Origin of the sequence: Kitasatospora sp. NPDC048194, assembly GCF_043202455.1 — a bacterium.
Taxonomy (GTDB): Bacteria; Actinomycetota; Actinomycetes; order Streptomycetales; family Streptomycetaceae; genus Kitasatospora.
The window spans coordinates 237,769-262,882 of the sequence record NZ_JBIDAK010000001.1 but is presented as its reverse complement, the minus strand read 5'-3'; the positions used below and the strand labels follow the sequence as shown (position 1 = coordinate 262,882).

Sequence of the window (25,114 nt, the reverse complement as noted above, 5' to 3'; positions counted from 1 at the left end):
GACCGGCCGACGGCCGTCCCGCCGCGCACCGGCCGGGCGGTCACTCCGCCTGGGCCGTCGCCTCGACCGGCGCACCCGGGCGCGCGGCCCGTTCCTCGCCCGCGTCCTGCTGCCCCGGGTGGGGCGCCGGACGGGCGGACTCGACGTGCACCTCGACCGAGTTCTCCACGGCGACCACCACCTGGTCGCCCCCGCGCTGGCCGGACCGGATCGAGTCGATCCTGGCCAGCACCTTGCTCCGCAGGTCGGCCGGGGTGTCGTCGCAGCCGCAGGAACGCTTGATCAGCGCCTTGATGGCCTGCTCCAGCCCGTACTGCTTCAGACAGGGCGAGCACTCCTCGAAGTGCACGCGCAGCTTGGCGCAGTCCCCCTCGGGCATCTCGTTGTCGAGGAATTCGTAGAGGTGGTCGAGGACCTCGCCACACTCCGTCTCGTGCGGATCGCCGCAGCTCATGAGCCCGAGCCCTTCGCTTCCTGCCCTGCCCCGCTGCCGGCCGGGACGAGCCCGCGCTCACGGGCGTAGTCCTCCAGCATGCCGCGCAGCTGACGGCGGCCGCGGTGCAGCCGGGACATCACCGTACCGATGGGAGTACCCATGATGTCCGCGATCTCCTTGTACGCAAAGCCTTCTACGTCCGCGAGGTACACGGCGATCCGGAACTCCTCCGGAATGGCCTGCAGCGCGTCCTTCACGTCGCTGTCGGGGAGGTGGTCGAGCGCCTGGGTCTCGGCCGAACGCAGACCGGTCGACATGTGCGACTCGGCCCGGGCCAACTGCCAGTCCTCGATCTCCTCCGCCGCGGTGCGCTGCGGCTCCCGCTGCTTCTTGCGGTACGAGTTGATGAACGTGTTGGTGAGGATGCGGTACAGCCAGGCCTTGAGGTTGGTGCCCTCACGGAACTGGTGGAAGGACGCGTACGCCTTGGCGAACGCCTCCTGGAGCAGGTCCTCCGCATCCGCCGGGTTGCGCGTCATGCGCAGCGCCGCGGAGTACATCGGATCCAGGTAGCCCAGGGCGTCGCGCTCGAAGCGCTCCCGCCGGGCCTCCTCGGACTCCTCCGCCGACACCCGGAAGGTGTCCTCGCCGATCGCCTCGGCCAGCTCCTCACCGGTGAGCGCCTCACCCGCAGGCAGGGCCTCGTCCGGGCCCCGGCCCGGCTCGGCCTCGTGCTCGGTCCCGACGACCGGACCCACCTCCTCGGCATGACGGGCACGGCCCACGGTGGGCCGCCCAGAAATGGAGGATATCGGGCTGACGGGCTTCTCGCCCGCGTCGAGCCACTCCGACCAGGAGGGGCCGAACGCCGTGGCGGCCTCGCGCTCCTCAGGCCGTTCGGGGCACGCGATCGAACCCATCTGCCCTGCCTCTCACCGGTGACTGTGCTGACGGAGACGACAACCACGCGAACCGTGCCCGCATTCCCGCCCCCGCGCACCCTTCACTCGCACGAGTGAGCGACGGCGCCGCCCCTCCCCCGGGCCCCGGACAGCGCCCCGACCCCGCCCCGAGCAACGCCCGAACACCACCGTGCACGGCACCACCGCTCACGGCACCGCGCACGGCACGGCTCACACCAGCCGCAGCACCCAGTCCCCCACCGCCGAGCAGATCAGCCCGAGCACCTCCTCCTCCCCCACCCCGGCCCGCTTGGGCACCGCGAACCCGTGACCGCCGTACGGCACGGCCACCAACGCGTGCCCCGGCGGCAGCGCCGGGAACTCCTCCGGCCCGCCGAACGGATCCGCCCCGCCCTGCACCACCAGCGTCGGCAGCCCCGACTCCAGCAGCTCCTGCGCCCGGCTCCGCTCCGGCCTGCCCGGCGGGTGCAGCGGGAACGCCAGCGCCACCACCCCCACCGCCCCGCTGCCCGCGCCCGTACGGCAGGCCACCCGCGCCCCGGCGCTGCGCCCGCCGACCACCAGCGGCAGCCCCTGCCCGGCCAGGTGCTCGGCCACCGGCCGCCAGCCCAGGTCCAGGGTCTTCGGCGCCGGGGCCAGCTTCCGGCCCGCCACCCGCCACGGCTGTTCCACCAGCGCCACGGTGATCCCGCGCGGCGGCAGCCGCTCGGCCAGCGCGACCAGGTCCGGGGCGCCGATCCCGCCGCCCGCGCCGTGCCCGAGCGCCAGCACGGCCCTCGGGGCGGCCGCCCGGTGGTAGGTGACACGGGCCTCGCCCGCCTCGGTGGCGACGAGTTCGGAGGTGGTCATCGCGGCGGCTCCCGGGAAAGGTGGCGAACGTCAGAACAGCGTGGTCTCGTACTCGGCCTCGGCCCACGGCTCCTTGAGCTCCGGGCCGTTGTTGCGGATGTTGCCGACCGCCGGCGACACCGGCGTGGCCAGCAGCGCGCCGGGCGGCGGGGGTATCAGCAGTCGGCGCAGCGCGTCCGGATCGCTCTGCCGCGGGTCCAGCCACTCGTCCCAGGACCGCGGGTCGAGGAACAGCGGCATCCGCTCGTGGATGGGGGCCAGGGCCTCCTCGGCGTCCGTGGTGACGATCGTGAACGTCACCAGCCAGGCCTCGGGGTGCCCCGGCGGCACCGCCCGGTTGCGCCAGAACTCGTACAGTCCGGCCAGCGCCAGCGGCGCCCCGTCCGCCCGGGAGACGAAGTACGGCTTCTTGCGGGCCCGGCCCCGCTCGCCCGGCATCGTCTGCCACTCGTAGTAGCCGTCCACCGGCAGGATGCACCGCCGGGAGGCGAGGGCCTGCCGGTACGCCGGCTTCTCGTGCACCGTGTCGGACCGGGCGTTGATCATCTTCACCGCCGTCCCGGCGGAGTCCGACCACGGCGGCACCAGGCCCCAGCGCAGTGCCCGCAACTGCCGCAGCGGCTCCGGCCGCTCCTTGGACAACCGTTCCAGCACCACGAAAGCGCTGTTGGTCGGTGCCACGTTCCAGTTGGGGGCCGGCGCCTCCTCGGGGTCCCAGTACTCCACGTCGAACAGCTCGACGATGTCCTCGGGCTTGCTGCTGGCTGCGAAGCGACCGCACATGCGGGTCAGCTTGCCATGCCGCCCCTTCTCACCACTTCCTCATCCCACGACCGCAACCGCCCGCTCCCGCCCGCCCGTCCCCGCATGGGAGGCTGCCCCGAACGGCCCAACGGCCCACCCGGCCCGACCCGGCACCCGAACCCGGCCCGGCCCGGCCCAAGGCGGCCGACACGGCCGACAACGGCCGCACGGCCCTACGCAGCGAAACGGAGGCGCGGACCCCCGATGAACACCGACGACCAGAACCTGGGCGCCCTGTGGGACCAGGTCACCGGCACCCAGGCCGCCCCGCCCGGCTGGCTGGTCCTCGCCACCGGCGCCGCCGCCCTGCTCACCGTCCTCGCCCGCCCGCTCTGGCACGTCGCCCGCAACGCCGTCACCATCGCCCACGAAGGCGGCCACGGACTCGCCGCCCTCGCCACCGGCCGCAAGCTCGCCGGCATCCGGCTGCACTCCGACACCTCCGGCCTCACCCTCTCCTACGGCCGCCCCACCGGCCCCGGGATGGTCCTGACCGCCGCCGCCGGCTACACCGCCCCCGCCCTGCTCGGCCTCGGCTGCGCCGCCCTGCTCGCCGCCGACCGGATCACCCTGCTGCTCTGGCTGGCGATCGCCCTCCTGCTGGCCCTGCTCATCCGGGTCCGCAACGCCTACGGCCTGTTCACCGTCCTCGTCGCCGGCGCCGCCTTCTTCCTGGTCTCCTGGTTCGGCAGCGCCCAGGTGCAGGCCGGCTTCGCCTACCTCGGCTGCTGGTTCCTGCTGTTCGGCGCCGTCCGCCCCGTCCTGGAGCTCCAGCACCAGCGCCGGATCGGCTGGGCCCGCGACTCCGACGCCGACCAGCTCGCCCGGCTCACCCACGTCCCCGCCCTCGCCTGGGTCACCGTCTTCCTGCTGGTCGCGCTCGCCAGCCTCGCCCTCGGCGCGACCTGGCTGCTCCAGCCGCTGCACTGACCCGCCCGAGCCCGGCCCGCAGCCGCCACCCCGCGCCCGCCCCGCGCCGAAGCCGCCCCCGACCGGCGCCAAACCTGACCGGCGCCAAACCCGACCGGCACGCCCCGACCGGCGCCAGGCCCGACCGGCACGCCCCGACCGGCGCCAGGCCCGACCGGCGCCAGGCCCGACCGGCACGCCCCGACCGGCACACGCCCCGCCCCGCCCGGACCCGCGCCCCGAACCGGTACCGACCCGCCCGGCCCGCCGCCACGCGCACGGGCGCACCGGCGCGTTCCGCCATGCGGCCACCGACCGGGGCCGTTCCGGTACGGCCCCTAGACTGGCCTCCATGACCGAGACCCTGTGGCCCGCCCCCGTCGCCACCGCCCCCGTCGACGCCACCGTCACCATCCCCGGCTCCAAGTCGGTCACCAACCGGGCCCTGGTGCTGGCGGCCCTCGCCGACGGGCCCGGCTGGGTGCGCCGCCCGCTGCGCAGCCGCGACTCCCAGCTCATGGCCGACGGCCTGCGCGCCCTCGGGGTCACCATCGAGGAGAAGGTCAACAACGACGCCGGCGGCACCGGCGGCGGCGAGGCCTGGCGGGTCATCCCGGCCCCCGCCCTGCACGGCCCCGCCAGCGTCGACGTCGGCAACGCCGGCACCGTCATGCGCTTCCTCCCCCCGCTCGCCGCGCTCGCCGACGGCCCCGTCCACTTCGACGGCGACCCGCGCAGCCACGAGCGCCCCCAGCACGGCGTGATCGACGCGCTGCGCGCGCTCGGCGCCCGCATCGAGGACGGCGGCCGCGGCACCTTCCCGCTCACCGTGCACGGCACCGGCAGCCTCGACGGCGGCCCGGTCGAGCTGGACGCTTCCTCCTCGTCCCAGTTCGTCTCCGCCCTGCTGCTCTCCGGCGCCCGCTACAACCACGGCATCGAGGTCCGGCACGTCGGCGGCCCCGTCCCGTCCCTGCCGCACATCCGGATGACGGTCGAGATGCTGCGCCTGGCCGGGGCCCAGGTCGACGCCCCCGAGGACGGCGGCGAGAAGGACGTCTGGCGGGTCACCCCCGGCGCCCTGATCGGCCGCGACCTGGTCGTCGAGCCGGACCTGTCCAACGCCGCGCCGTTCTTCGCCGCCGCGCTGGTCACCGGCGGCCGGGTCACCGTCCGCGACTGGCCCAGGCACACCAGCCAGCCCGGCGACCAGCTCCGCGAGATCTACACCCGGATGGGCGGCGCCTGCGAGTTCACCGACGAGGGCCTGCAGTTCACCGGCACCGGCCGGATCCACGGCATCGAGGCCGACCTGCACGACGTCGGCGAGCTCACCCCGGTGATCGCCGCCGTCGCCGCCCTGGCGGACTCCGAGTCCCACCTGTACGGCATCGCCCACCTGCGCCTGCACGAGACCGACCGGCTCGCCGCGCTCGCCAAGGAGATCAACGACCTCGGCGGCGACGTCAGCGAGACCGAGGACGGCCTGCGGATCCGCCCGCGCCCGCTGCACGGCGGCGTGTTCCACACCTACGAGGACCACCGGCTGGCCACCGCCGCGGCGGTGCTCGGCCTCGCCGTGCCCGGCGTGGAGGTGGAGAACGTGGCCACCACCGCCAAGACCCTGCCCGACTTCCCCGGGATGTGGGCGGAACTGCTCGGCGGGGCGGCGGCGGACGCCTGAGCGGAGACTTGAGCCATGCGCCGCTACGGCAAGGACGCCGACGAGGACGACATCCGCAACCGCCCCGCCCGCCGGGGTTCCCGGCCGCGGACCCGGATCCGCCCCAAGCACGAGGACGCCGCCGAGGCGATGGTGCTGACCGTCGACCGCGGCCGGCTGACCTGCCTGGTCGACCCGGGGACCAAGCAGGAGCGCCAGGTCGTCGCCATGAAGGCCCGTGAGCTGGGCCGCAAGGGCGTCGTCGTCGGCGACGTCGTCCACCTGGTCGGCGACCTCACCGGCGACGCCGACACGCTCGCCCGGATCGTCCGGGTCGAGGAGCGCAGCTCCGTCCTGCGGCGCACCGCGGACGACGACGACCCGTACGAGCGGATCGTCGTCGCCAACGCCGAGCAGCTGGCCATCGTCACCGCGCTGGCCGACCCCGAGCCCCGCCCCCGGCTGATCGACCGCTGCCTGGTCGCCGCCTACGACGCGGGCATGGAGCCGCTGCTGGTGCTCACCAAGTCCGACCTGGCGCCGGCCGCCCCGCTGCTGGAGTCCTACGCCCCGCTCGGCATCGACTACGTGGTCACCCGCCGGGACGAGCTGGAGACCACCGGCGCCGAGGCGGTCCGCGAGCACCTGCGCGGCCGCTCGACGGTCTTCATCGGCCACTCCGGCGTCGGCAAGACCACCCTGGTGAACGCCCTCGTGCCGGACCGGCAGCGGCAGACCGGTCACGTCAACGCCGTCACCGGACGCGGCCGGCACACCACCGTCTCCGCCCTCGCGCTGCGGCTGCCCCCGCCGCCGGGCGCCAAGGCGGGGTCGAAGAAGGCGCTGAACTCGGGCTGGGTGATCGACACCCCCGGCTTCCGCTCCTTCGGCCTCTCGCACATCGACCCCGCCCGGGTCATCCACGCCTTCCCCGACCTGGAGCCCGGCACCGTCGAGTGCCCGCGCGCCTGCAGCCACGACGAACCGGACTGCGCGCTGGACGCCTGGGTCGCCGAGGGGCACGCGGAGGCCGCCCGGCTCTACTCGCTGCGCCGGCTGCTGGCCAGCAAGGAGTCCCGCGAGGGCGACTGACCGCCGCGCCGCAGGCCCCCTCCCCTCGGGCTTCCTCGGGGCTCGTGGTCCGTTCGAGGTGTCGGAGGGGGTCCGCCTGGTGATCATAGGAAGGTCGGGCCGGCCGCGGTCCGTCCGTCGACCGACAGGGAGGGCACGCGATGGCATGGGCCCTGGTGGTCCTGGCCGGCCTGCTGGAGACCGGCTTCGCGATCAACCTCAAGCTCAGCGAGGGCTTCACCAAGCTCTGGCCCACCATCAGCTTCTGCGTGTTCGCCCTCGGCAGCTTCGGCCTGCTCACCCTCTCCCTGAGGAACCTGCCGGTGGGCCCCGCCTACGCGGTGTGGACGGGCATCGGCGCGGCCGGCACCGCGATCTACGGCATGGTCTTCCTGAACGAGACCACCTCGGTGCTCAAGCTGGTCTCCGTCTCCCTGGTGATCGCCGGCGTCATCGGCCTGCAGCTCAGCGGCACCGCGCACTAGCCGGCCGGCGCCCGGGACGCCCCGGCGGCGCGGCCGGCGGCGCGGGTCTTCGGGGCGGCTCGGCGGGCAGCCCGTCGGGGGTCCATCGGGGCGTCCCGCTCCGCGAGCCCGGCTGTGCCGATCGGGGCGGGCTCGCTAGGGTCTTGGACATGGCCGACTACCACGACGACCTCCGACTCGCCCATGTCCTCGCCGACTCGGCCGACTCGGTCACCCTGGAGCGCTTCCGCGCCCTCGACCTGACGGTCGAGACCAAGCCCGACCTCACGCCGGTCAGCGACGCCGACAAGGCGGCCGAGGAGCTCGTGCGCAGCGTGCTCCAGCGCGCCCGCCCGCGGGACGCGGTCCTCGGCGAGGAGTTCGGCCTGCAGGGCTCGGGCCCGCGCCGCTGGGTGATCGACCCGATCGACGGCACCAAGAACTACATCCGCGGCGTCCCGGTCTGGGCCACCCTGATCGCCCTGCTGGAGGACGGCCCGGACGGCGTCGAGCGCCCGGTGGTCGGCATCGTCTCCGCCCCGGCGCTGCAGCGCCGCTGGTGGGCGGCCAAGGGCCTGGGCGCCTTCGCGGGCCGCAGCCTCGCCAAGGCCTCCCGGATCCACGTGTCGGGCGTCTCCCGGATCGAGGACGCCTCCTTCTCCTACTCCTCCCTCACCGGCTGGGAGGACCGCGGCCGCCTCGACCCGTTCCTGGACCTCACCCGGGCCTGCTGGCGCACGCGCGCCTACGGCGACTTCTGGTCCTACATGATGGTCGCCGAGGGCGCCGTGGACATCGCCGCCGAGCCCGAGCTGTCGCTGTGGGACATGGCCGCGCCGTGCATCGTGGTCGAGGAGGCGGGCGGCCGCTTCACCGGCCTGGACGGCGTCCCCGGCCCCGGCGGCGCCGACGCCGTGGCCACCAACGGCCTGCTGCACGAGGAGACGCTGCGGCGCCTGGCGGTCTGACGCGGGCCGCCGCCCTCCGGAATGGTTGCGGGCCCCTTGACCAGTTCGTGCTGGTCAAGGGGCCCGCCGCTGCATCGGCCCGCTCCTACCGCTCGCGCAGTTCGCGGACCGCCGCCTCCAGCCGCTTGCCGTAGTCGGCGTCGGCCTTGCGGAAGTTGTCGACCGCCCGCTCCACGATGTCCTCGCGGTCGGCGGAGACCTTGGCGATGAAGCCCGCCAGGTTGGCGATCAGGCGCTGCTTCTCCTCCTCGGAGTACAGCCGGTACAGGTCGCCGGCCTGCACGAAGTCGTCGTCCTCGGCGTGCGAGGGCGCCGCGTGGTTGCCGGTGGGGCCGTCGACGGCGGTGGCGGCCCACAGCGGGCGGCCGGTCTGCACCGGGCCGCCGAAGCTGTTCGGCTCGTAGTTCTTCTGCCGGCCGTGGCGGCCGTCGTACAGGTGGCCGTCGCGGCCGTTGGTGCGGGCCTCGGTGGCGCGCGGACGGTTGACCGGCAGGTGGTCGGCGTTGATGCCGACGCGGTAGCGGTGGGCGTCCGCGTAGGCGAACAGGCGGCCCTGGAGCATCTTGTCGGGGGACGGGCCGATGCCGGGCACGAAGTGCGCCGGGGAGAAGACCGACTGCTCGACCTCGGCGAAGACGTTGTCCGGGTTGCGGTTCAGTTCCAGCCGGCCGATCTCGATCGGCGGGTAGTCGGCGTGCGGCCAGACCTTGGTCAGGTCGAAGGGGTTGAAGCGGTAGCCGGCCGCGTCGGCCGCGGGCATGATCTGCACCTGCACCGTCCAGGAGGGGTACTCGCCGCGCTCGATGGATTCGCGCAGGTCCCGCTGGTGGCTGTCCGGGTCCTCGCCGGCGAGCCGGTTGGCCTCGGCCTGGGTGAGGTTGCGGATGCCCTGGTCGGTCTTGAAGTGGTACTTGACCCAGAAGTGCTCGCCGGCCTCGTTCTGCCACTGGTAGGTGTGCGAGCCGTAGCCGTTCATGTGCCGGTAGCTCGCCGGGATGCCGCGGTCGCCGAACAGCCAGGTCACCTGGTGGGTCGACTCGGGCGACAGGCCCCAGAAGTCCCAGACGTTGTCCGCCTCCTGGGATCCGGTGTACGGGTCCCGCTTCTGGGTGTGGATGAAGTCGGGGAACTTGATCGCGTCCTTGATGAAGAACACCGGGGTGTTGTTGCCGACGAGGTCGTAGTTGCCCTCCTCGGTGTAGAACTTCACCGCGAAGCCGCGCGGGTCGCGCACCGCGTCGGCCGAGCCGAGGTTGCCGGCCACGGTGGAGAAGCGCAGGAACACCTCGGTCTGCTTGCCGACCTCGGACAGGAACGCCGCCCGGGTGTACGGCGAGACGTCGGCCGTCACCGTGAAGGTGCCGTAGGCCGCGGCGCCGCGGGCGTGGACCACGCGCTCCGGGATCCGCTCGCGGTTGAAGTGCGCGAGCTTCTCGAACAGCAGCTGGTCCTGGATCAGGGCCGGGCCCCCGACGCCCGCGGTCTCGGTGTTCTGGTTGTCGGCGACGGGGGCACCCGCCTCCGTGGTGAGGGTCGGGCGCAGTTCGTCCTGCGTGGTCATAGCGGGTGCCTCCGAGGGATCCGGTCGTGTGACACGATCCTAACTTGGACTTTGTCCAAGTCAACACTGGAACCAAACTCAGAGCGTGACTTACTCTGGTGCCATGAGCGATCTGCTGGAGAGACTGCGCGGACGCGGCTGGCGGCTCACCTCCCAGCGCCGGGTGGTGGCCGAGGTCCTCGACGGCGAGCACGTCCACCTCACCGCGGACGAGGTGCACGCCCGCGCCACGGCCCGCCTGCCCGAGATCAGCCGCGCCACCGTCTACAACACGCTGGGCGAGCTCGTCGCCCTCGGCGAGGTGCTGGAGGTCGCCACCGACGGCCGCGCCAAGCGCTACGACCCCAACGCCCACCGCGCCCACCAGCACCTGGTCTGCTCCGGCTGCGGCGCCATCCGCGACGTCCACCCGCACGGCGACCCGCTCGCGGCCCTGCCCGCCGCCGAGCGCTTCGGCTTCACCGTCACCACCGCCGAGGTCACCTACCGCGGCCTGTGCCCCGACTGCGGCCCCTGACCGCGCCCGCCGGGCGGCGCTGAGCCCACCCGGCGGCGTTGAACCCACCCGGCGGCGCTGATCCCGCCCGAGGGCGCCGAACCCACCCGGCGGCGCCGAACCCACCCTGCGGCGCCGAACCCGCCGTGCTACGCGCTGAGCTCCGCGTGCAGCGCGCCCAGCAGCCGCCCGGCCCGCTCCGCGACCTCGGCCGGCCCGTAGTCGATCGCCCGCCGGCACCAGTTCTCGGCCTGCACCGGCTCTCCCCGGCGCAGCGCCAGCAGCGCCAGGCGCAGCGCCGCGCGCCCGTGCCCGGCGTCGGCGGCCCGGGTGTACCAGAGCATCGCCTCCGCCTCGCTGTCCTGCCGGGCCAGCAGCAGCCCCAGGTTGAACGCGGCGCTGCGGCTGCCCGCCTCGGCGGCCCGCCGGTACCAGCTCTCGGCGATCTCCAGCGCCCCGCGCTCGGCCGCCCGCACGCCCATCCGCACCTGCGCCCGCCGGTGCCCGGCGTCGGCCGCCACCGCGTACCAGTGCTCGGCCTCGGCGTCGGCGTCCCCGCGCCGGTCCAGCACCGAGGCCAGCCGGAACGCCCCCTCCGCCGAGCCGCCCGCCGCCGCCTGCCGGTAGCGCTCCAGCGCTCCGGCCAGGTTGCCGCGCTGCTCCTGGGCGACGGCCAGTTGCAGCGCCGCCTCGCCGTGGCCCTCGGCCGCGGCCCGCGCGTACCACTCCTGGGCCTGCCGCAGCTCACCGCGCCCGGCGTGCAGCACCCCCAGGTTGAAGGCACCGTCCACGCTGCCGGCCTCGGCGGCCTTGGAGAACCACGGCTCGGCGCCGGCCTCCTCGCCGCGCTGCAGCAGCACCACGGCCAGCGCGTTGCAGGCCTCGCGGTGCCCGGCGTACGCGGCCCGGCGGTACCACTGCTCGGCCTGCTGCTCGCGGCCGGTTCCGGCGCAGAGCAGACCGAGGTTGAAGGCGCCGTTCTGGTCGCCCGCGTCGAGGGCGGTGCGGTACCAGTGCTCGGCCTCCTTGGCCTCGCCCCGGCTCGCGTGCAGCGCGCCCAGCGCGTTGGCGGCGTTGCCGTCGCCGGCCTCGGCGGCCTCCTGCCACCACTCGGCGGCGGCGGCGAGGTCACCGGAGTCGCGCAGCAGGAAGCCCAGCGCGCAGGCGGCCCTCGGCTCGCCGTTCTGGGCGGCCTGGCGGTACCAGCGGGCGGCCTCGTCCAGCAGCGACCGGTCGCTGCGGGCGCGCTCCTCCAGCAGGACGCCCAGGCGCAGCGCGGCGCGGGCGTGGCTGCGGGCGGCGGCGGTGCGGTACCAGGCCTCCGCGGTGTCCTTGTCCCCGGCGGCCTCGCGCATCCGGGCCAGCCGGTAGGCGGCCTCCCGGTGCCCGGCGTCCGCGGAGACCTTGAACCAGCGCTCGGCCCGCACGTCGCGGCGGTGCTCCATCAGGTCGCCCAAGGCGTAGGCGCCGAGCGGGTGGCCGTGGTCGGCGGCGAAGTGCAGCCAGTACTCGGCGGCCTCCTCCTCGCCCTGGTCGCGCAGCTGGAGCCCGAGCGCGTGCGCGGCCGGGGCGCTGCCCGCCACGGCCGCCTGGCGCCACCACTGCCCGGCCTCGGCCCGGTGGCCCTGCTGGTGCAGCAGCACGCCGAGGTTGTTGGCGGCGGCGCGCAGCCCGGCGGCCGCCGCGGCGCGCAGGTAGGGCTCGGCCTCCTCCAGGTCGCCGCGGCGCAGCAGCAGGGTGCCGAGCCGGCAGGCGGCGTCCGCGTCGCCGTCGTCCGCGGCCTGCCGGTGGCGGGCCTCCAGGGCGGCGGACTCGCGGGCGGCCAGCGCGGTCTCGAAGCTGGTCGGGTCCAGGCCGGCCGGGTCCAGCGCGGCGCCGGCCGGCCCGTCGCCGCTCTCACCGCCGCCGTCCGCACCGCCGTACGGGCCGACGGCGGCGGAGAAGTGACGGGTGGACACGTGGACCAGGCTGTCCGGGCCGAAGCCGCCGACCGCAGGGCGTTCGGACAGTCCGCTGGTGCGCTGGGCGGGCAGGGCCCCGGGGCGGCTGTCGGGGTGTTCGGCGCTCTCCGCCCAGGCGTCGGTGTCCGCCTCGACGGCGGCACCCGACTTGGTGCCTGACTTGCCGATCAGCCTCATGCCGACTCCCGCTCCCCCAGAGTGTCGCGGCATCGTGCCCCGGCCCGCGGCCGGAAGGACTCGCGGGAGAGGTGCCGGACCCGACGGCCGGTCAGCAGCCGTGCACCGTCCCCCATGTGTCCCATCGTCGCATCACCCGCTACCCGCGTACACCTGCCCCGGCCGAATTCGGGCGGGGCCCACCCGAAGCCGACGGAATTGCTTCGGCGCTTTGTCGATTTCCCGACACTTCCACCCCACAAACCCCTGTGCCGTCCCCGTTGGCGACGGTCGATAGTACCGGAGCGGTTCCCCCCGCTTCCGGACGGAAACGTCCGCACACGGATACGACAGAGGCCCGGAGGAATGATCCTCCGGGCCTCTGACACCGAGTAGCGGGGACAGGATTTGAACCTGCGACCTCTGGGTTATGAGCCCAGCGAGCTACCGAGCTGCTCCACCCCGCGTCGTTGGCACAACCATAGCACGGACGCGGGGTGGAACCGAAAACGGTTGTCGCAGCTCAGCGGGCCACCGCCGAGCCGCGGCCGCCGCTACGGCTTGGGGCTCGGCGATCCGCCGCCGGGGGCGGGAGTGCCGGTCGGGGCGGGGGCCGGGCTGCCGCCGCGGGCCGCCTCGGCCGCCTTCAGGGCGTCGCCGAGCGCCTTCTGGGCGTTGCCGTACGCCACCCAGTCACCGTTCTTGAACGCGGTCTGGCTGTCGTTGTACGCCTTCTCCGCGTCCGCGAGCGCCTTCTGCAGCTCCGGCGAGATCGTCCCGCCCGGCGCCGGCGTGGCCGGCCCGGTGGGCGAGGGCGTCGGCGTCGTCCCGCCGCCCGGGCTGGACGGCACGGTCGGCGTCGTCGCCGGGGCCGCCCCCGCGAACACCTTCTTCAGCGCGTCCCCCAGGGTGTTCTCGAACGCCACGTTGTCGTCCCCGTACACCGCCAGGACCTTCTGCAGCGTCGGGTACTTGGCGCCGCGCCCGCGCACGTACACCGGCTCGACGTTCAGCAGCCCGCCGCCGACCGGCAGGGTCAGCAGGTTGCCGTACTCCAGCTCCGAGTCCCCGCCGCTCTTCAGCAGCGTGATCTGCGAGGCCACCTCCTGGCGGGAGTTGAACTTCGACTGCACCAGGCCGGGCCCGGGCGCCCCGCTCTCCCCCGTCATCTTCAGGATGCGGATCTTGCCGTAGTCCTCGCCCGGATCCGCGTCCACCGCCATGAACGCCGCCAGGTTCGGCCGCTGGTTCGGCACGAAGGTGCTGGTCAGCGAGAAGCTCGCGGCGCTGGTGTCCGGCATCCGCACCGTCACGTAGTACGGCGGCTGGACCTGCTTGGTGTCACTGGTCGGGTCCACCGGGACCTGCCAGATGTCACTGCCGTTGAAGAAGGAGTTGGCGTCGGTCACGTGGTACTGGCCCAGCAGGTCGCGCTGCACCTTGAACATGTCCTGCGGGTAGCGCAGGTGCGGCAGCAGCGACTGCGGGATGTCCGCCTTCGGCTCGACCGTCCCCGGGAAGGCCTTCATCCAGGTCCTCAGCACCGGGTCCTTCTCGTCCCACTGGTAGAGCTTCACCTCGCCGGTGTAGGCGTCCACCGTGGCCTTGACCGAGTTGCGGATGTAGTTGACCTGGTTGGCGACGGTCAGCAGCTCACCGCGCTGGTTCGTCAGCGAGTCCTTGGTCGCCGCGCCCAGCGTCGTCTTCGAGGAGAACGGAAAGCCGTCCGACGTGGTGTAGCCGTCCAGCACCCACACCACCCGGCCGTCCTGCACCACCGGGTACGGGTCGGCGTCGATCGACAGCCACGGCGCGACCTTCTCCACCCGCTCCTTCGGCGTCCGGTTGTAGATCACCTTCGCGCCGTCGCTGATAGCCCCCGCGTACAGGATCTGCGGCTCGGCGAAGCGCACCGCGTACGCGGCCCGGGTGAGCGGGTTGCTCAGCGAGACCCCGCTGTCCCCCGTGTACGTGTACTCGGCGTTCTGGCCGGTCTTGGGATCGGTGTAGTCGATCTCCTTGTTCGAGCCGCCGACGATCGAGTACGTCGTCGTCTTCTCGCCGTAGTAGATCCGCTGCTCGTAGTCGCCCAGCGAACCGGTCGCCGGCAGGCCCGACTCGGTGAACACCGGCTGGCCGCGGTCGTCGACCTGGTTGCCCTTGGCGACCACCGCGCCGTAGCCGTGGGTGTACTTGAAGTGGTCGTTGATCCAGTTGCGCTGCACCCCGTTGAGGTCCAGCTCGCGCAGGCCGACCACGCTGTCCTGCTTGCCGTCGCCCGTGCCGTAGCGGTCCACGTCCAGGGTGCTCGGGAACGCGTAGTAGTTGCGCTGCTGCTCCAGCGACTGGAACGTCGGCGACACGATGTTCGGGTCCAGCAGCCGGATGTCCGAGACGGTCTGCGCGTCCGGCTTCAGCGCGTCCGCGTTCGTCGAACCCTGCGGGCTGTACTGCGTCGTCTGCGCGTCCGCGATCCCGTACGCCCGGCGCGTGGCGTCGATGTTCTTCTGGATGTACGGCGTCTCTTTGGCCTGCTCGTTCGGCTTGACCTGGAACTGCTGCACGATCGCCGGGTACAGCCCGCCGATCAGCACCGCCGACAGCACCATCAGCCCCAGCCCGATCAGCGCCGGCGCCCAGGTGCGGCGGATCGGCGTCAGGAAGAACAGCACCGCGCAGATGATCGCCACGAAGAACAGGATCGTCTTGGCCGGCAGGAACGCGTTCGCGTCCACGTAGCGCAGCCCCGTCCACCCCGAAACACCCTTGTACGAGCCGGTCTTCACCGCCAGCGCGTACCGGTCCAGCCAGTACGCCACCGCCTTCAGCAGCACGAACACGCCCAGCAGCACCGCCAGGTGCCCCTGCGCGCCCGCGCTGGCCCGCCGGCCCGGGCCCTGCAGCCGCAGCCCGCCGTACAGGTAGTGCACCAGCGCCGAGGTCAGCAGCGAGACGATCACCGCACTGAACGCGAAACCCAGCACGAACTCGTAGAACGGCAGGTCGAAGGCGTAGAACGAGACGTCCATGCCGAACTGGGCGTCCTTCTCACCGAAGGACGTCGCGTTCGTCCACATCAGCCAGGTCCGCCACTGGCCCGACGCCGCCGCGCCCGCCACCAGGCCGATCACCAGCGAGACGCCGATCAGCGCCCACCGCTTGAACGGCGCCAGGCCCGCCCGGTAGCGGTCCAGGCTCTGCTGCTCCACGGACATCGCCGACAGCGGCGGCCGCAGCCGGTGCGCCAGCCACACGTTGAAGCCGACGACCACCGCCATCAGCAGGCCGAAGACCCCGAACAACCCGATCTTCGTCCACAGTTGGGTGGTGAACACCGAGGAGTAGCGCACCGACCTGAACCACAGCCAGTCCGTCCAGAACCCGGCGAACATGACGAACAGCAGGAACAGCACCGCGAGCACGCCCAGGGTCAGCAGGGCGACCCGCGCCCGCCGGGAGGGCGGCCCCACCCTTCGCCGGAAACCCGGCCCTGAGCGTTCCGGCATCTGGAATACCACGGTGGCACCTCAGCTGTGTCGTCTGGGAATCGGTCGGTCGTCAGAGCAACTTAACCAGGCTTCGGCCTAGTTCCCACCGTTAGCAGACGGTTACGACGCTGCTCCCCGACACCGCCGCCACCCTTCCTCCCCATGACCGCGCCCCGCCCCTCGCGCCGCCCGGCCGGGCGCCGCCCGCCCGACCTGTGCGGATGCCGACCGCCCGACGTGTGAGGATTGAGTCATGTCCGACGCGCCTGATCTGAACAACTCCCCCGACGACGTCTCCAAGCTCCCGGCCGCCACCCCCCTCACCCGGGCCGCGCTGGAGATCGACGAGTACGCCGCCACCCTCGGCTGGGACCTCCCGGCCCGGCTGTTCGCCCTGGTGGACAGCGCCGCCCTGCGCAAGGCCGACCCGAGGATCGCCGAACAGCTCGGCCTCGCCGACGGCGACGAGGCCGGCCTCACCCCGGTCGAGCAGGACGAGATCCCGGCCGGCACCGAGCTCGACAAGTTCCTCGGCACCATCGCCTGGCCCGACTCGGTGGCCGGCTGCGCCCTGGTCGTCGAGCGGCTGATGCTGCCGCCGGGCGCCGAGCAGTCCCGTCCGCGGGGCGCCAGCGACGCCCAGCTCGCCGAGTGGGTGGCCAACCACCCCAAGCGCGAGGAGGTGCGGATCACCGCCGCGGTGCTGCGCGACGGCAAGAAGGAGATCGCCCTGCGGCTGCGCTCCAAGGACAGCGCCCGCGAGGTGCTGACCGGCCCGGACCTGGTGCCCGGGCTGACCGACGCGCTGCTGGCCACCTTCTCGTAGCCGTCGCGCGGCCCGTCCCGGCCGGCCGGGTGGCCGGGTGGCCGGGTGGCCGCCCGGGCTACTTGGAGCAGGACGGCAGCGCGGAGGTCTGACCGGAGCGGATCTGCTCCAGCGCCTTCAGCGCGCCGTCCAGCGTGTCCGTCTTGACCAGGGTCAGCCCGGACGGGACGTTCTTGCCCGCCTCGGCGCAGTTCGAGGACGGGGTGAGGAAGTACTGGGCCCCGGCGTCCCGGGCGGCGATCAGCTTCATCGATATCCCGCCGATCGGGCCGACCTTGCCGTCGTCGTCGATGGTGCCGGTGCCGGCGACGAACTTGCCTCCGGTGAGGTCGCCGCCGGGGGTGAGCTTGTCGATGATGCCGAGCGAGAACATCAGCCCGGCGCTGGGGCCGCCGACGTCCTGCAGGCCGATGTCGATCTGGAACGGGTAGGTGTGCCGGATCCCGGTGCCGATGCCGACCACCGCGAGGTCGGCGCGCTCGGCCGGGGCCTTCGGGTCGAGGTCCTTGGCCCGTACGGTCGGGACGGTGACGTCGGTCCTGGCCCCCGGGGTGGCGGTGCCGTCGCCGGAGGTGTCCTTGGCTCGCGGCACCACGGTGAAGACCACCGACTCGCCGGGCTTGTGCTTGGTGACGGCGGTGACCACCTGGTCGACCGAGGAGACGGCGGTGCCGTCCACGGCGACGATCTGGTCGCCCGCGTGCAGCCGGCCCTCGGCGGGGGCACCGGCGGTGACCGACTTGACGATCAGCTCGCTGCCGACCGGGATGTTCAGCTGCTTGAGGGCGGCGGTGCGGGCGCTGTCCTCGGAGGAGGCGAACTCCTCGGCGTTCTGCTTCTTGGCGTCGGCGTCCGACTGCCCCTTGGGGTAGACGTTGTCGTGCGGCACCACCAGCACGTCGTCGCGCAGCCAGCCGACCACCGCGTTGACCAGGCTGGGCTCGTACTTGGCCCCGGTGACCTGGACGGTGGTCATGTTGAGGTGCCCGCTCGTGCGGTACGAGTCGTGCCCGGTGATGGTGATCACCGGCTTGCCGCCCTGGTCGCCGAGCGTGTTGTACGTCGGCCCCGGGCTCATCTCCGTGTACGGCACCTTCATCAGCACCGACACGCAGAGCAGCGCTATGAGCAGCAGGGTGGCAGCGAGCATCGTCGCGGAGCGGCGTGGCATGCCTCGACAGTACGGGACGCGGGTGACGCGGTGCCCGCCGGGCTACTGGCCGGAGCGCTCACCGGGGGCGGCGGTGCCCGCGGTGGTGCGTTCCATCGCGGCCATGAAGCGCCGGTGCTCGGCGAGCGAGGCCGGGTCCCCCGTGGCCCGCGGGGTCCGCTGGGCCCAGCCGGCCCAGACGGCGGCGGCCAGGACGGCGACAACCGGAATGATCAGCCAGGCGAGCGCACCCATGTCAGTACTCCCAGCTCGTCGTGTCTATGAGCAGATTAACCACCCCGGCGGACAACGCGGCCGGCGCCGTCCGGGTTACGGGACGGCCGATCGGCTCACTTCCAGGGAGTATCCGGCGCACCCGTCCGGACCCGTTCGGGTGAGACGACGGCGCGCCTGACCCGAGGGACGCGGTGCGTGTGCGGCCGGTTCCGCCGCCGCCCCGCCGGGAGTCATCCGCCGCGGACCGGGCGGGGGCCGAGCAGAGCAGGGGGCCGAGCGGGGGCCGAGAGGGACCCGAGCGAGAGACCGAGCGGGGACGGCAGGGAGTTCAGCAGCCGTCGGCGCCGACCCACTCCTCCTGGCCGTCGGTGAAGACCTGGTGCTTCCAGATCGGCACCTCGTGCTTGAGGTCGTCGATCAGCTGGCGGGCGGCCGCGAAGGCCTCCCCGCGGTGCGCGCAGGAGACGGCGACGATCACGGCCTTGTCGGTGATCTCCAGCCGGCCCACCCGGTGGACCGCGGCGAGCGCCCTGACCGGGTGGTCGGCGACGACCTTCTCGGCGATCCGGCGCATCTCCTGCTCGGCGGAGGGGTGGCAGCTGTACTCCAGCGCGGCGACCGACTTGCCGCCGTCGTGGTCACGGACCGTCCCGACGAAGACGGTGGTGCCGCCGGCCGCGTCGTCGCCGACCGCCTCGTACACCTCGTCCAGCGAGAGCGGGGTGTCGCGGACCGCGAGCAGGCGGATGGGGTCGTGGTTATCGGACATGACCCCATGATTCCCCATCGGGGCGGGAATCCGGCAAGGGGTTTCCACATCACGATGTGGGAATTTCGCATCGTGACATTCGCGCGTTGAGCTGGCCGGTCGTGCCAGGGCCGGCCTCGACATCACCGTGTCGCCCCGACGTCACCGCGCGCCCTGACGCGCCGCTCCTGACGCGCGCCGCCCTGGACACGCGCCGCTCCTGACGCGCGCCGCCCGGACGCGCGCCCCGGGGTCAGAACCTGCGCCGCTTGCGGGCCCGGCGCACCAGCGCCGCCGTACCGACCAGCGCCACCGTCGCCCCCGCCGCCCCCAGACTGGTCGCGGCCTCCTTGCCGCCCAGCCGCCGCCCGGCCACCGCGTGCTTGCCCGACACCTGGGCCAGCAGCTCCGCCAGCACCTGCTCGTTTGAGAACCCCGGCCGCCACCCCGCCTCGTGCAGCCGACTGCCCGACACCACCCAGGGGTACATCGTGTACGCCAGGTCGCCCGCCGGAGCCGGGGTCAGGCCGAGCCGGTGCAGCCGGGCCGCCGTCCCCAGCGCCAAGGCCGCCGGCAGCTCCATCCGCCGGATCCCCGACAGCCGCTCCACGTCCTCCTGCTCCAGCCAGCCGTCACAGCCGACCGTCACCTCGCCCTCGACCAGGCCCAGCGCCGCGTACTCCAGCGCCGCCGCCAGGTCGTCCACGTGGCAGAACTGCCAGCACGGGCGCGAACCGGCCACCACCAGCAGCCGCGGCGCCTCGAAGTGCCGGGTCAGCACCGTGTCCACTCCGGGGCCCACCACCACGGCCGGGCGCAGCACCGTCACCTGCAGCCCCGGATGGGCCCGCGGCGCCCGCCGGGCCAGCCGCTCGATCTCCAGCAGGTCCCCGACCAGCGAGGCCTCCTCGGTCGCCCGCAGCTCGGAGTCCTCCGCCAGCGGCACCTCGTTGTCGGCCAGCGCCCCGTAGACCATCGCGGACGTGCACAGCACCACCCGGTGCACCCCGGCCGCCGCGGCCGCGGTCAGCACCGTCTGCGCGCCGCGCACGTTGTAGGCGCTGCGGGCCCTCGGGTCGGACTCCATCCCGAAGTCCATCGCCAGGTGCACCACCACGTCCACCCCGGCCAGCCGCTCGGCCACCGCGGGGTCGCGCACGTCCAGCACCCGCCACTGCACGCCCGGAACGTCGCCGCGCCGGTCGTCCACCCCCAGCACCCTGCGCACGTGCGGGGAGGCCACCAGCCGGGCGGCGACCCGCTCGCCCAGCACCCCCGCGGCACCGGTGACGGCCACGGTCAGCGGCCGCCCGCCGTAGGCTGGAGGCGGTGACGCCGTGGTGTCCGACGCGTCCTCTCCTCCGGTCAGCCCAGAGCGAACGTCCGAGGGCGGGGAACTCACCGGCCATCCTCCACGGTTAGCTTATGTGCGTACGGACGTGTGTCACGTACGTCCATCCTGCCCGAGGCGAAGGCCCCGCGGTGCACCCGGCACGGGCCCGCCGCGCGGGAGCCGCTGACGAGTCCCCCGCTCCAGCGGAGCCCCGGGCGGGCAGCACTTCCCGCCCCACCCGTATGACGGCCGACCGGATCGAGGACCCCGTGAGCGACCTTCCCTTCGGATTCGGCGTTCCGCCCGAGGAGCCCGAGGACGGCAAGGCCAAGCCCGACGACGCGCAGAAGAAGAAGGACCAGGGCCCGGCCGGCTCGGGTGACAGCGGCCCGCAGCCCTTCGGCTTCGGGGCCGGCAACCCCTTCGGCGCGATCTTCGGCATGCCCGGCGCCCCGGGCGGCCCCGGCGGCGCCGGCGCCGACAACCCGTTCGCCGCGATGTTCGGCGGCCTCAACCCCGGTGACCTCGGCGCGGCGTTCCAGCAGCTCGGCCAGATGCTGTCCTTCGAGGGCGGCCCCGTGAACTGGGACCTCGCCACCAACATCGCCCGGCAGACCGTCGTCGCCGAACCCGCCGAGGGCAAGAGCAAGGACCGCTCGGTCAGCGCCGCGGAACGCGCCGCCGTCGCCGAGGCCGTCCGCCTCGCCGACCTGTGGCTCGACGGCGTCACCGAGTTCCCCTCCGGCGCCGGCACCGCCGTCGCCTGGAGCCGCGCCGAATGGATCGAGGCCACCCTCCCGGTCTGGAAGGACCTCGTCGACCCCCTCGCCGAACGCGTCGGCAACGCCATGGGCGGCGTCCTGCCCGAGGAGATGCAGGCCATGGCCGGCCCGCTGATGGGCATGATGCGCTCCATGGGCGGCGCCATGTTCGGCACCCAGATCGGCCAGGCCCTCGGCGCGCTCGCCGCCGAGGTCGTCGGCTCCACCGACATCGGCCTGCCGCTCGCCCCGACCGGCAAGGCCGCCCTCCTGCCGCAGAACGTCGCCGAGTTCGGCGAGGGCCTCAACGTGCCCGCCGAGGAGGTCCGGCTCTACCTCGCCCTGCGCGAAGCCGCCCACCAGCGGCTCTTCGCCCACGTGCCGTGGCTGCGCGCCCACCTGCTCGGCGCCGTCGAGGCCTACGCGCGCGGCATCAAGGTCGACACCTCCCGCATGGAGGAACTCGTCGGCCAGCTCGACCCGAGCAACCCCGAGGCCCTCCAGGACGCCCTGGCCGGCGGCCTGCTCCAGCCCGAGGACACCCCCGAGCAGAAGGCCGCGCTCGCCCGCCTGGAAACCGCGCTCGCCCTCGTCGAGGGCTGGGTCGACGCCGTCGTCCACGCGGCCGCCGCGCCCCACCTGCCGCAGGCCGGCGCGCTGCGCGAGACCGTCCGCCGCCGCCGCGCGGCCGGCGGACCGGCCGAGCAGACCTTCGCCACCCTGGTGGGCCTGGAACTGCGCCCCCGCCGCCTGCGCGACGCCTCCCGGCTGTGGGCGCTGCTCGCCGACGCCCGCGGCGTCGAGGGCCGCGACGCCCTCTGGGAGCACCCCGACATGCTGCCCACCGCCGCCGACCTGGACGACCCGGACGCCTTCGTGCACCGCGGTGGCGGCGACGACCTGGAGGGCGGGATCGACTTCGACGCCTTCGACAAGCTGCTGGGCGAGGCCGCGGCCGGCAAGCCCGACCTGACCAAGGGCGACCGGCCCGGGAGCGACCGGTCCGGCACCGACCAGCCGAACACCGACCAGCCGAACACCGACGAGGGCGGCACCGACGGGAAGGGCGAGCCCACCGCATGACCGCCACCAGCACGTCCGCGCCCACCCTGCACGCGGACGCGGTCCGCACCCTGACCGACTGGCGGCCCGCCGAGGAGGACCAGGAACAGCTGCGCCGCGACTACCTGGCCCACCTGGCCGACCAGCCCGAGGGCCTGTACCGCTCCTGCCTGCCCGCCCACATCACGGCGAGCGCGGCGGTCGTCGACCCGGCCGCCGGGCGAGTGCTGCTCACCCTGCACCCCAAGGTCGGCAGGTGGCTGCAGATGGGCGGGCACTGCGAGCCCGGCGATGCCGACCTCGCCTCGGCCGCGCTCCGCGAGGCCGTCGAGGAGTCCGGCATCCCCGACCTGACCCTGCTGCGCGAGAACGGTAGCCCCGTACCGGCCAAGCTGGACCGCCACCTGGTCCGCTGCGCCGGCAAGGACCGGCCGGAGAACACCCACCTGGACGTCCAGTACATCGCGCTGGCCCCCGCCGGAGCGCGGGCACTGATCAGCGAGGAGTCGCTGGACCTTCGCTGGTTCGACTACGACCGGCTGCCGGACCTCACCGACCACTCGGTGCGCGACCTGGTCGCCCGGGCGAGGCGACTGACCGGCTGAGGTGCGACACGGAAAGGGGGCGCAGGCCGACACGGCTCGCGCCCCCTTTTTCGACGCCTCTCACCCGGTGATCCGCCGGTCCGCTCGGCCGTCCCAGCCCCGCCCAGCCAGGCCTCAGGCTCCGCGCACCGCCACCCCGCCGCTCCCGGCCTCAACCGCAGGAGGCCGCCGGATCCCCGCCCGGGGCCCCATGCCGCGCACCCGGGATGTGCGGCAACCGGGCCGCCGAGACCACACCCTCCAGATAACCGCGCGCCCGCTCCGTCCGCGGGTAGGCCTCCAGCAGCGCCCAGAACGCCGGCCCGTGGTCCGGCACCAGCAGATGCGCGAGCTCGTGCAGCAGCACGTAGTCCACCACGTACTCCGGCATCCCCTGGAGCCGGTGCGACAGCCTGATCGTCCCCTCGCTGGGCGTGCACGACCCCCAGCGCGAATTCTGGTTGGTCACCCAGCGGACCTGCACCGGCACGGCCCGACCACCCAGGTAGGCGGCCGACAGCTCCCGCGCCCGAGCCATCAGCGCGTCGTCCCCGAGGATCCGCCGGCGCTCCTGGGCGGCAAGCTTCTCCAGCATCTGCGCGACCCAGCGCTGCTCCTCGGCATGCGACATCCGGGCCGGGATCAGCACCACGGTGCGATCGCCCTCGCGGTAGGCGGAGACGGTACGGCTGCGGCGGGCGCTGCGCCGCACCTCCACCCGGCTGCGGTCGTGCGGATCCGGCGGCACCGCCCCGGTGGGCGGCTGCTGCGGTCTGGGCGGATCCTCGTGCTGCTTCTCGTCCGGGCGCCCGCGTGTGCTCGGCGCCGCCGCCTGGGACCCGGACGCTGCACGGGCACGCCGACGCGACGCCGGTGGACGGGAGTCCCGCTCGGCTGCCATGGCACACGACGTTACCCGGTACCACTGACAGAAGTCCGCTGCCGTGGCCGAAATCTTTCGTGGAGCGATCGGGAACGAAAGGCCGACGGAGGGTGTCCGGGAACCGACCTCCGGGGGGCGGACCAGTTATCCACAGGGCCTGCGAACGGATGGTGTGATCATGCGCCCGGACCTGTGGATAACTTTCAGCACGCGGTCGGCGCCATGGGGCATGCTGCGGTCAGCCGTCCCGAAACGATCGGAAGGGAGATCGCCGTGCGCCTCGCTCTGAAGCCCGCTCTGTCCCGCAGCTGGCGGGACTCCGACACCCTGCAGTTCGGCACCGTCACCCGCTACGCGGGCGTGCTCGACAACGCCGACAAGACCCTCTGCACGTTCCTCGGGCTGGTCGACGGGACGCGCGACCGGCCCGAGCTCCTGGAGGCCGGCGAACGGATCGGCCTCGGTCGCGGCCCCACCGACACCCTGCTGACCGCACTGGAGGAGACCGGGCTGCTGGACGACGCGGAGGCGACCGAGCGCGCACTGTCCCGCTTCCCCCAACCCCACCGGGACCTCCTCGGGCCCGACCTCGCCTCGCTCTCGCTGGTCCACTCCGGCCCGGGCGCCGCACCGGCCGTCCTGACCCGCCGGTCCGGGACCCGCATCGAGGTGCGCGGCGCCGGCCGGGTCGGCGCCGCCGTGGCGGCGGTGCTCGCCGCGGCCGGCACCGGCACCGTCACGGTGGCCGACGGCGGGCGGGTCAAGCCCGGCGACTGCTCGCCCGCGGGTCTGCCGCCCGCCGACATCGGACGGCTGCGTTCCACGGCCGCCCGGGAGGCCGTGCAACGGGCCGCGGGCCGGCCGCTGGTGCCCCTGCCGAGGCGGAAGTCCGACGACCCGCCGCCGGACTTCGTGGTCCTCGCACCCCGGGACGGCAGCGCCGCCTTCGCTGGCGGGACGTACGAGGCCAAGCTGCTGCTCCGGGCCGGAGTGCCGCATCTGTACGTCGGCGTGGTCGAGGAGTTCGGCATCGTCGGGCCGCTGGTCATCCCGGGCCGCTCGGCGTGCGGGCACTGCCTGGTGCTGCGGCGGGAGGACGAGGACGCCGCCTGGCCGCGGCTCCTGGCGCAACTGGCGGACAACGGGCCGGGCCGGCCCCGCACCCCGGCCTGTGACACGGCCCTGGCGACGGTTGTCACCGGACTGGCGGCCCTGCACGCCCAGGTGTTCCTGGACGGCGGCCGACCGCCGAGCGTCGACGGCTGGTGCGAGGTGTCGGCGAGCGAGGGCATGCCGCGCCGCCTGCGGCTGCGGGGACACCCGGACTGCGGCTGCCTCTGGCAGCCGCAGCCGCCGGGCTGAGGCGCCGTCGAGCGAGGTGGAGGGAGGGAGGAGGGAGGAGCGGAAGCTTCCCGGGAGCGGGCACGGCGGCTGCGGGGCTCAGCAGCAGGCCGACCTGGATCCGGAGCAGAGACGGGCGAGCCGCCCGGCCGAGCGAGCCCACGGCCAGGTGAGCTCGTGGCCCAGCACTCCCGGGGCCCAGTGCACGGATGGCCAGGCGCACCCATAGCCAGGTGCCCCACGGCGACGTGCACCCGCGGCCAGGCGCTCCCATGGCCAGGTGCACCCATAGGCCAGGTGCACGGATGGCCAGGCGCGCCCAGAGCCAGGTGCCCCACGGCCCGGGGGCCGCGGGGGGGGGGGGGGGGGGGGGGCGGGGGGGGGGGGGCCCCCCCCGCCCGGGGGGGGGGGGGGGGGGCGGCTCGGGGCGCGGGGGCCGC

The 25,114-nt window shown here is 73.9% G+C and carries 22 protein-coding genes and 1 tRNA gene; 10 read left to right on the top strand and 13 right to left on the bottom strand.

The genetic code is table 11. From position 1 onward, the window contains the following. Positions 1–40 precede the first annotated feature (40 nt). The 4 genes from rsrA to ACGF07_RS01320 all read right to left on the bottom strand — a co-directional run bounded on the left by rsrA (position 41) and on the right by ACGF07_RS01320 (position 2,991). Positions 41–454 (bottom strand): mycothiol system anti-sigma-R factor, encoded by a 414-nt coding sequence (rsrA, locus tag ACGF07_RS01335; protein WP_350746908.1) that lies wholly within the window; start codon positions 452–454, stop codon positions 41–43. Further along, entirely contained in the window at positions 451–1,194 is a 744-nt protein-coding gene (locus ACGF07_RS01330) for a sigma-70 family RNA polymerase sigma factor (RefSeq protein WP_374199896.1), read from the bottom strand. The genes rsrA and ACGF07_RS01330 overlap by 4 nt, the downstream gene beginning before the upstream one ends. A gap of 375 nt (positions 1,195–1,569) precedes the next feature. Then, entirely contained in the window at positions 1,570–2,208 is a 639-nt protein-coding gene (locus ACGF07_RS01325) for an alpha/beta family hydrolase (RefSeq protein WP_350746905.1), read from the bottom strand. 30 nt (positions 2,209–2,238) lie between these two features. Further along, positions 2,239–2,991, bottom strand: a complete 753-nt coding sequence (locus ACGF07_RS01320; protein WP_392894414.1) for an SOS response-associated peptidase — start codon at positions 2,989–2,991, stop codon at positions 2,239–2,241. A 225-nt stretch (positions 2,992–3,216) separates the two neighbouring features. Between ACGF07_RS01320 and ACGF07_RS01315 the strand changes: the two genes are divergently transcribed. From ACGF07_RS01315 to hisN, 5 genes are all read left to right on the top strand, one after another. Further along, the gene (locus ACGF07_RS01315) at positions 3,217–3,942 is read left to right on the top strand and encodes a M50 family metallopeptidase (RefSeq protein WP_350746900.1); all 726 of its coding nucleotides are present in this window, start codon (positions 3,217–3,219) and stop codon (positions 3,940–3,942) included. Positions 3,943–4,273: 331 nt separating this feature from the next. Further along, the gene (gene aroA / locus ACGF07_RS01310; protein WP_392894413.1) at positions 4,274–5,605 is read left to right on the top strand and encodes a 3-phosphoshikimate 1-carboxyvinyltransferase; all 1,332 of its coding nucleotides are present in this window, start codon (positions 4,274–4,276) and stop codon (positions 5,603–5,605) included. A 15-nt stretch (positions 5,606–5,620) separates the two neighbouring features. Further along, positions 5,621–6,676, top strand: a complete 1,056-nt coding sequence (gene rsgA / locus ACGF07_RS01305) for a ribosome small subunit-dependent GTPase A (RefSeq protein ID WP_392894411.1) — start codon at positions 5,621–5,623, stop codon at positions 6,674–6,676. A gap of 140 nt (positions 6,677–6,816) precedes the next feature. Then, positions 6,817–7,140: a multidrug efflux SMR transporter gene (locus ACGF07_RS01300; protein ID WP_350748373.1), complete on the top strand. Its 324-nt coding sequence runs from the start codon at positions 6,817–6,819 to the stop codon at positions 7,138–7,140. Positions 7,141–7,289: 149 nt separating this feature from the next. Next, positions 7,290–8,087 carry a histidinol-phosphatase gene (gene hisN / locus ACGF07_RS01295; RefSeq protein WP_392894409.1) on the top strand — a complete coding sequence of 266 codons (798 nt, stop codon included), beginning with the start codon at positions 7,290–7,292 and terminating at the stop codon, positions 8,085–8,087. Positions 8,088–8,172: 85 nt separating this feature from the next. Here the strand turns inward: hisN and ACGF07_RS01290 are convergent, their stop codons facing one another. After that, complete coding sequence (locus ACGF07_RS01290; protein WP_392894407.1) at positions 8,173–9,648, bottom strand: catalase; 1,476 nt, start codon at positions 9,646–9,648, stop codon at positions 8,173–8,175. A gap of 103 nt (positions 9,649–9,751) precedes the next feature. On the opposite strand from ACGF07_RS01290, the gene ACGF07_RS01285 reads away from it, so the two are divergent. Beyond that, positions 9,752–10,165 (top strand): Fur family transcriptional regulator, encoded by a 414-nt coding sequence (locus ACGF07_RS01285; RefSeq protein ID WP_392894406.1) that lies wholly within the window; start codon positions 9,752–9,754, stop codon positions 10,163–10,165. Between the two features lie 128 nt (positions 10,166–10,293). On the opposite strand, the gene ACGF07_RS01280 is transcribed toward ACGF07_RS01285, so the two are convergent. The 3 genes from ACGF07_RS01280 to ACGF07_RS01270 all read right to left on the bottom strand — a co-directional run bounded on the left by ACGF07_RS01280 (position 10,294) and on the right by ACGF07_RS01270 (position 15,767). Continuing rightward, positions 10,294–12,282 carry a tetratricopeptide repeat protein gene (locus ACGF07_RS01280; RefSeq protein ID WP_350748382.1) on the bottom strand — a complete coding sequence of 663 codons (1,989 nt, stop codon included), beginning with the start codon at positions 12,280–12,282 and terminating at the stop codon, positions 10,294–10,296. A 372-nt stretch (positions 12,283–12,654) separates the two neighbouring features. Beyond that, a tRNA-Met gene (locus tag ACGF07_RS01275) sits at positions 12,655–12,728 on the bottom strand. 87 nt (positions 12,729–12,815) lie between these two features. Next, positions 12,816–15,767, bottom strand: a complete 2,952-nt coding sequence (locus ACGF07_RS01270) for a UPF0182 family protein (RefSeq protein WP_392894403.1) — start codon at positions 15,765–15,767, stop codon at positions 12,816–12,818. A gap of 235 nt (positions 15,768–16,002) precedes the next feature. Between ACGF07_RS01270 and ACGF07_RS01265 the strand changes: the two genes are divergently transcribed. After that, on the top strand, positions 16,003–16,575 hold the full coding sequence (locus ACGF07_RS01265; RefSeq protein WP_350746873.1) for a PPA1309 family protein: 573 nt from the start codon (positions 16,003–16,005) through the stop codon (positions 16,573–16,575). Positions 16,576–16,633: 58 nt separating this feature from the next. Here the strand turns inward: ACGF07_RS01265 and ACGF07_RS01260 are convergent, their stop codons facing one another. From ACGF07_RS01260 to ACGF07_RS01245, 4 genes are all read right to left on the bottom strand, one after another. Further along, on the bottom strand, positions 16,634–17,746 hold the full coding sequence (locus ACGF07_RS01260; RefSeq protein ID WP_392894401.1) for a PDZ domain-containing protein: 1,113 nt from the start codon (positions 17,744–17,746) through the stop codon (positions 16,634–16,636). 42 nt (positions 17,747–17,788) lie between these two features. Next, positions 17,789–17,980 (bottom strand): hypothetical protein, encoded by a 192-nt coding sequence (locus ACGF07_RS01255; RefSeq protein ID WP_350746879.1) that lies wholly within the window; start codon positions 17,978–17,980, stop codon positions 17,789–17,791. A 310-nt stretch (positions 17,981–18,290) separates the two neighbouring features. After that, positions 18,291–18,731 carry a molybdenum cofactor biosynthesis protein MoaE gene (locus ACGF07_RS01250; RefSeq protein WP_350746881.1) on the bottom strand — a complete coding sequence of 147 codons (441 nt, stop codon included), beginning with the start codon at positions 18,729–18,731 and terminating at the stop codon, positions 18,291–18,293. Positions 18,732–18,963: 232 nt separating this feature from the next. After that, entirely contained in the window at positions 18,964–20,112 is a 1,149-nt protein-coding gene (locus ACGF07_RS01245; RefSeq protein ID WP_392894399.1) for an NAD-dependent epimerase/dehydratase family protein, read from the bottom strand. 200 nt (positions 20,113–20,312) lie between these two features. Here ACGF07_RS01245 and ACGF07_RS01240 point away from each other — a divergent pair, with 200 nt between their 5' ends. Both ACGF07_RS01240 and ACGF07_RS01235 read left to right on the top strand, forming a co-directional pair. Next, the gene (locus ACGF07_RS01240; protein ID WP_392894397.1) at positions 20,313–21,887 is read left to right on the top strand and encodes a zinc-dependent metalloprotease; all 1,575 of its coding nucleotides are present in this window, start codon (positions 20,313–20,315) and stop codon (positions 21,885–21,887) included. Further along, complete coding sequence (locus ACGF07_RS01235) at positions 21,884–22,471, top strand: NUDIX hydrolase (protein WP_392894395.1); 588 nt, start codon at positions 21,884–21,886, stop codon at positions 22,469–22,471. The genes ACGF07_RS01240 and ACGF07_RS01235 overlap by 4 nt, the downstream gene beginning before the upstream one ends. A 151-nt stretch (positions 22,472–22,622) precedes the next feature. Here ACGF07_RS01235 and ACGF07_RS01230 read toward each other — a convergent pair whose 3' ends face one another. Then, positions 22,623–23,351, bottom strand: a complete 729-nt coding sequence (locus ACGF07_RS01230; protein WP_392894394.1) for a M48 family metallopeptidase — start codon at positions 23,349–23,351, stop codon at positions 22,623–22,625. Positions 23,352–23,606: 255 nt separating this feature from the next. Between ACGF07_RS01230 and ACGF07_RS01225 the strand changes: the two genes are divergently transcribed. Then, a complete protein-coding gene (locus tag ACGF07_RS01225; protein WP_392894392.1) occupies positions 23,607–24,695 on the top strand; it encodes a ThiF family adenylyltransferase in 1,089 nt (362 codons plus the stop codon). Positions 24,696–25,114: the final 419 nt, after the last annotated feature.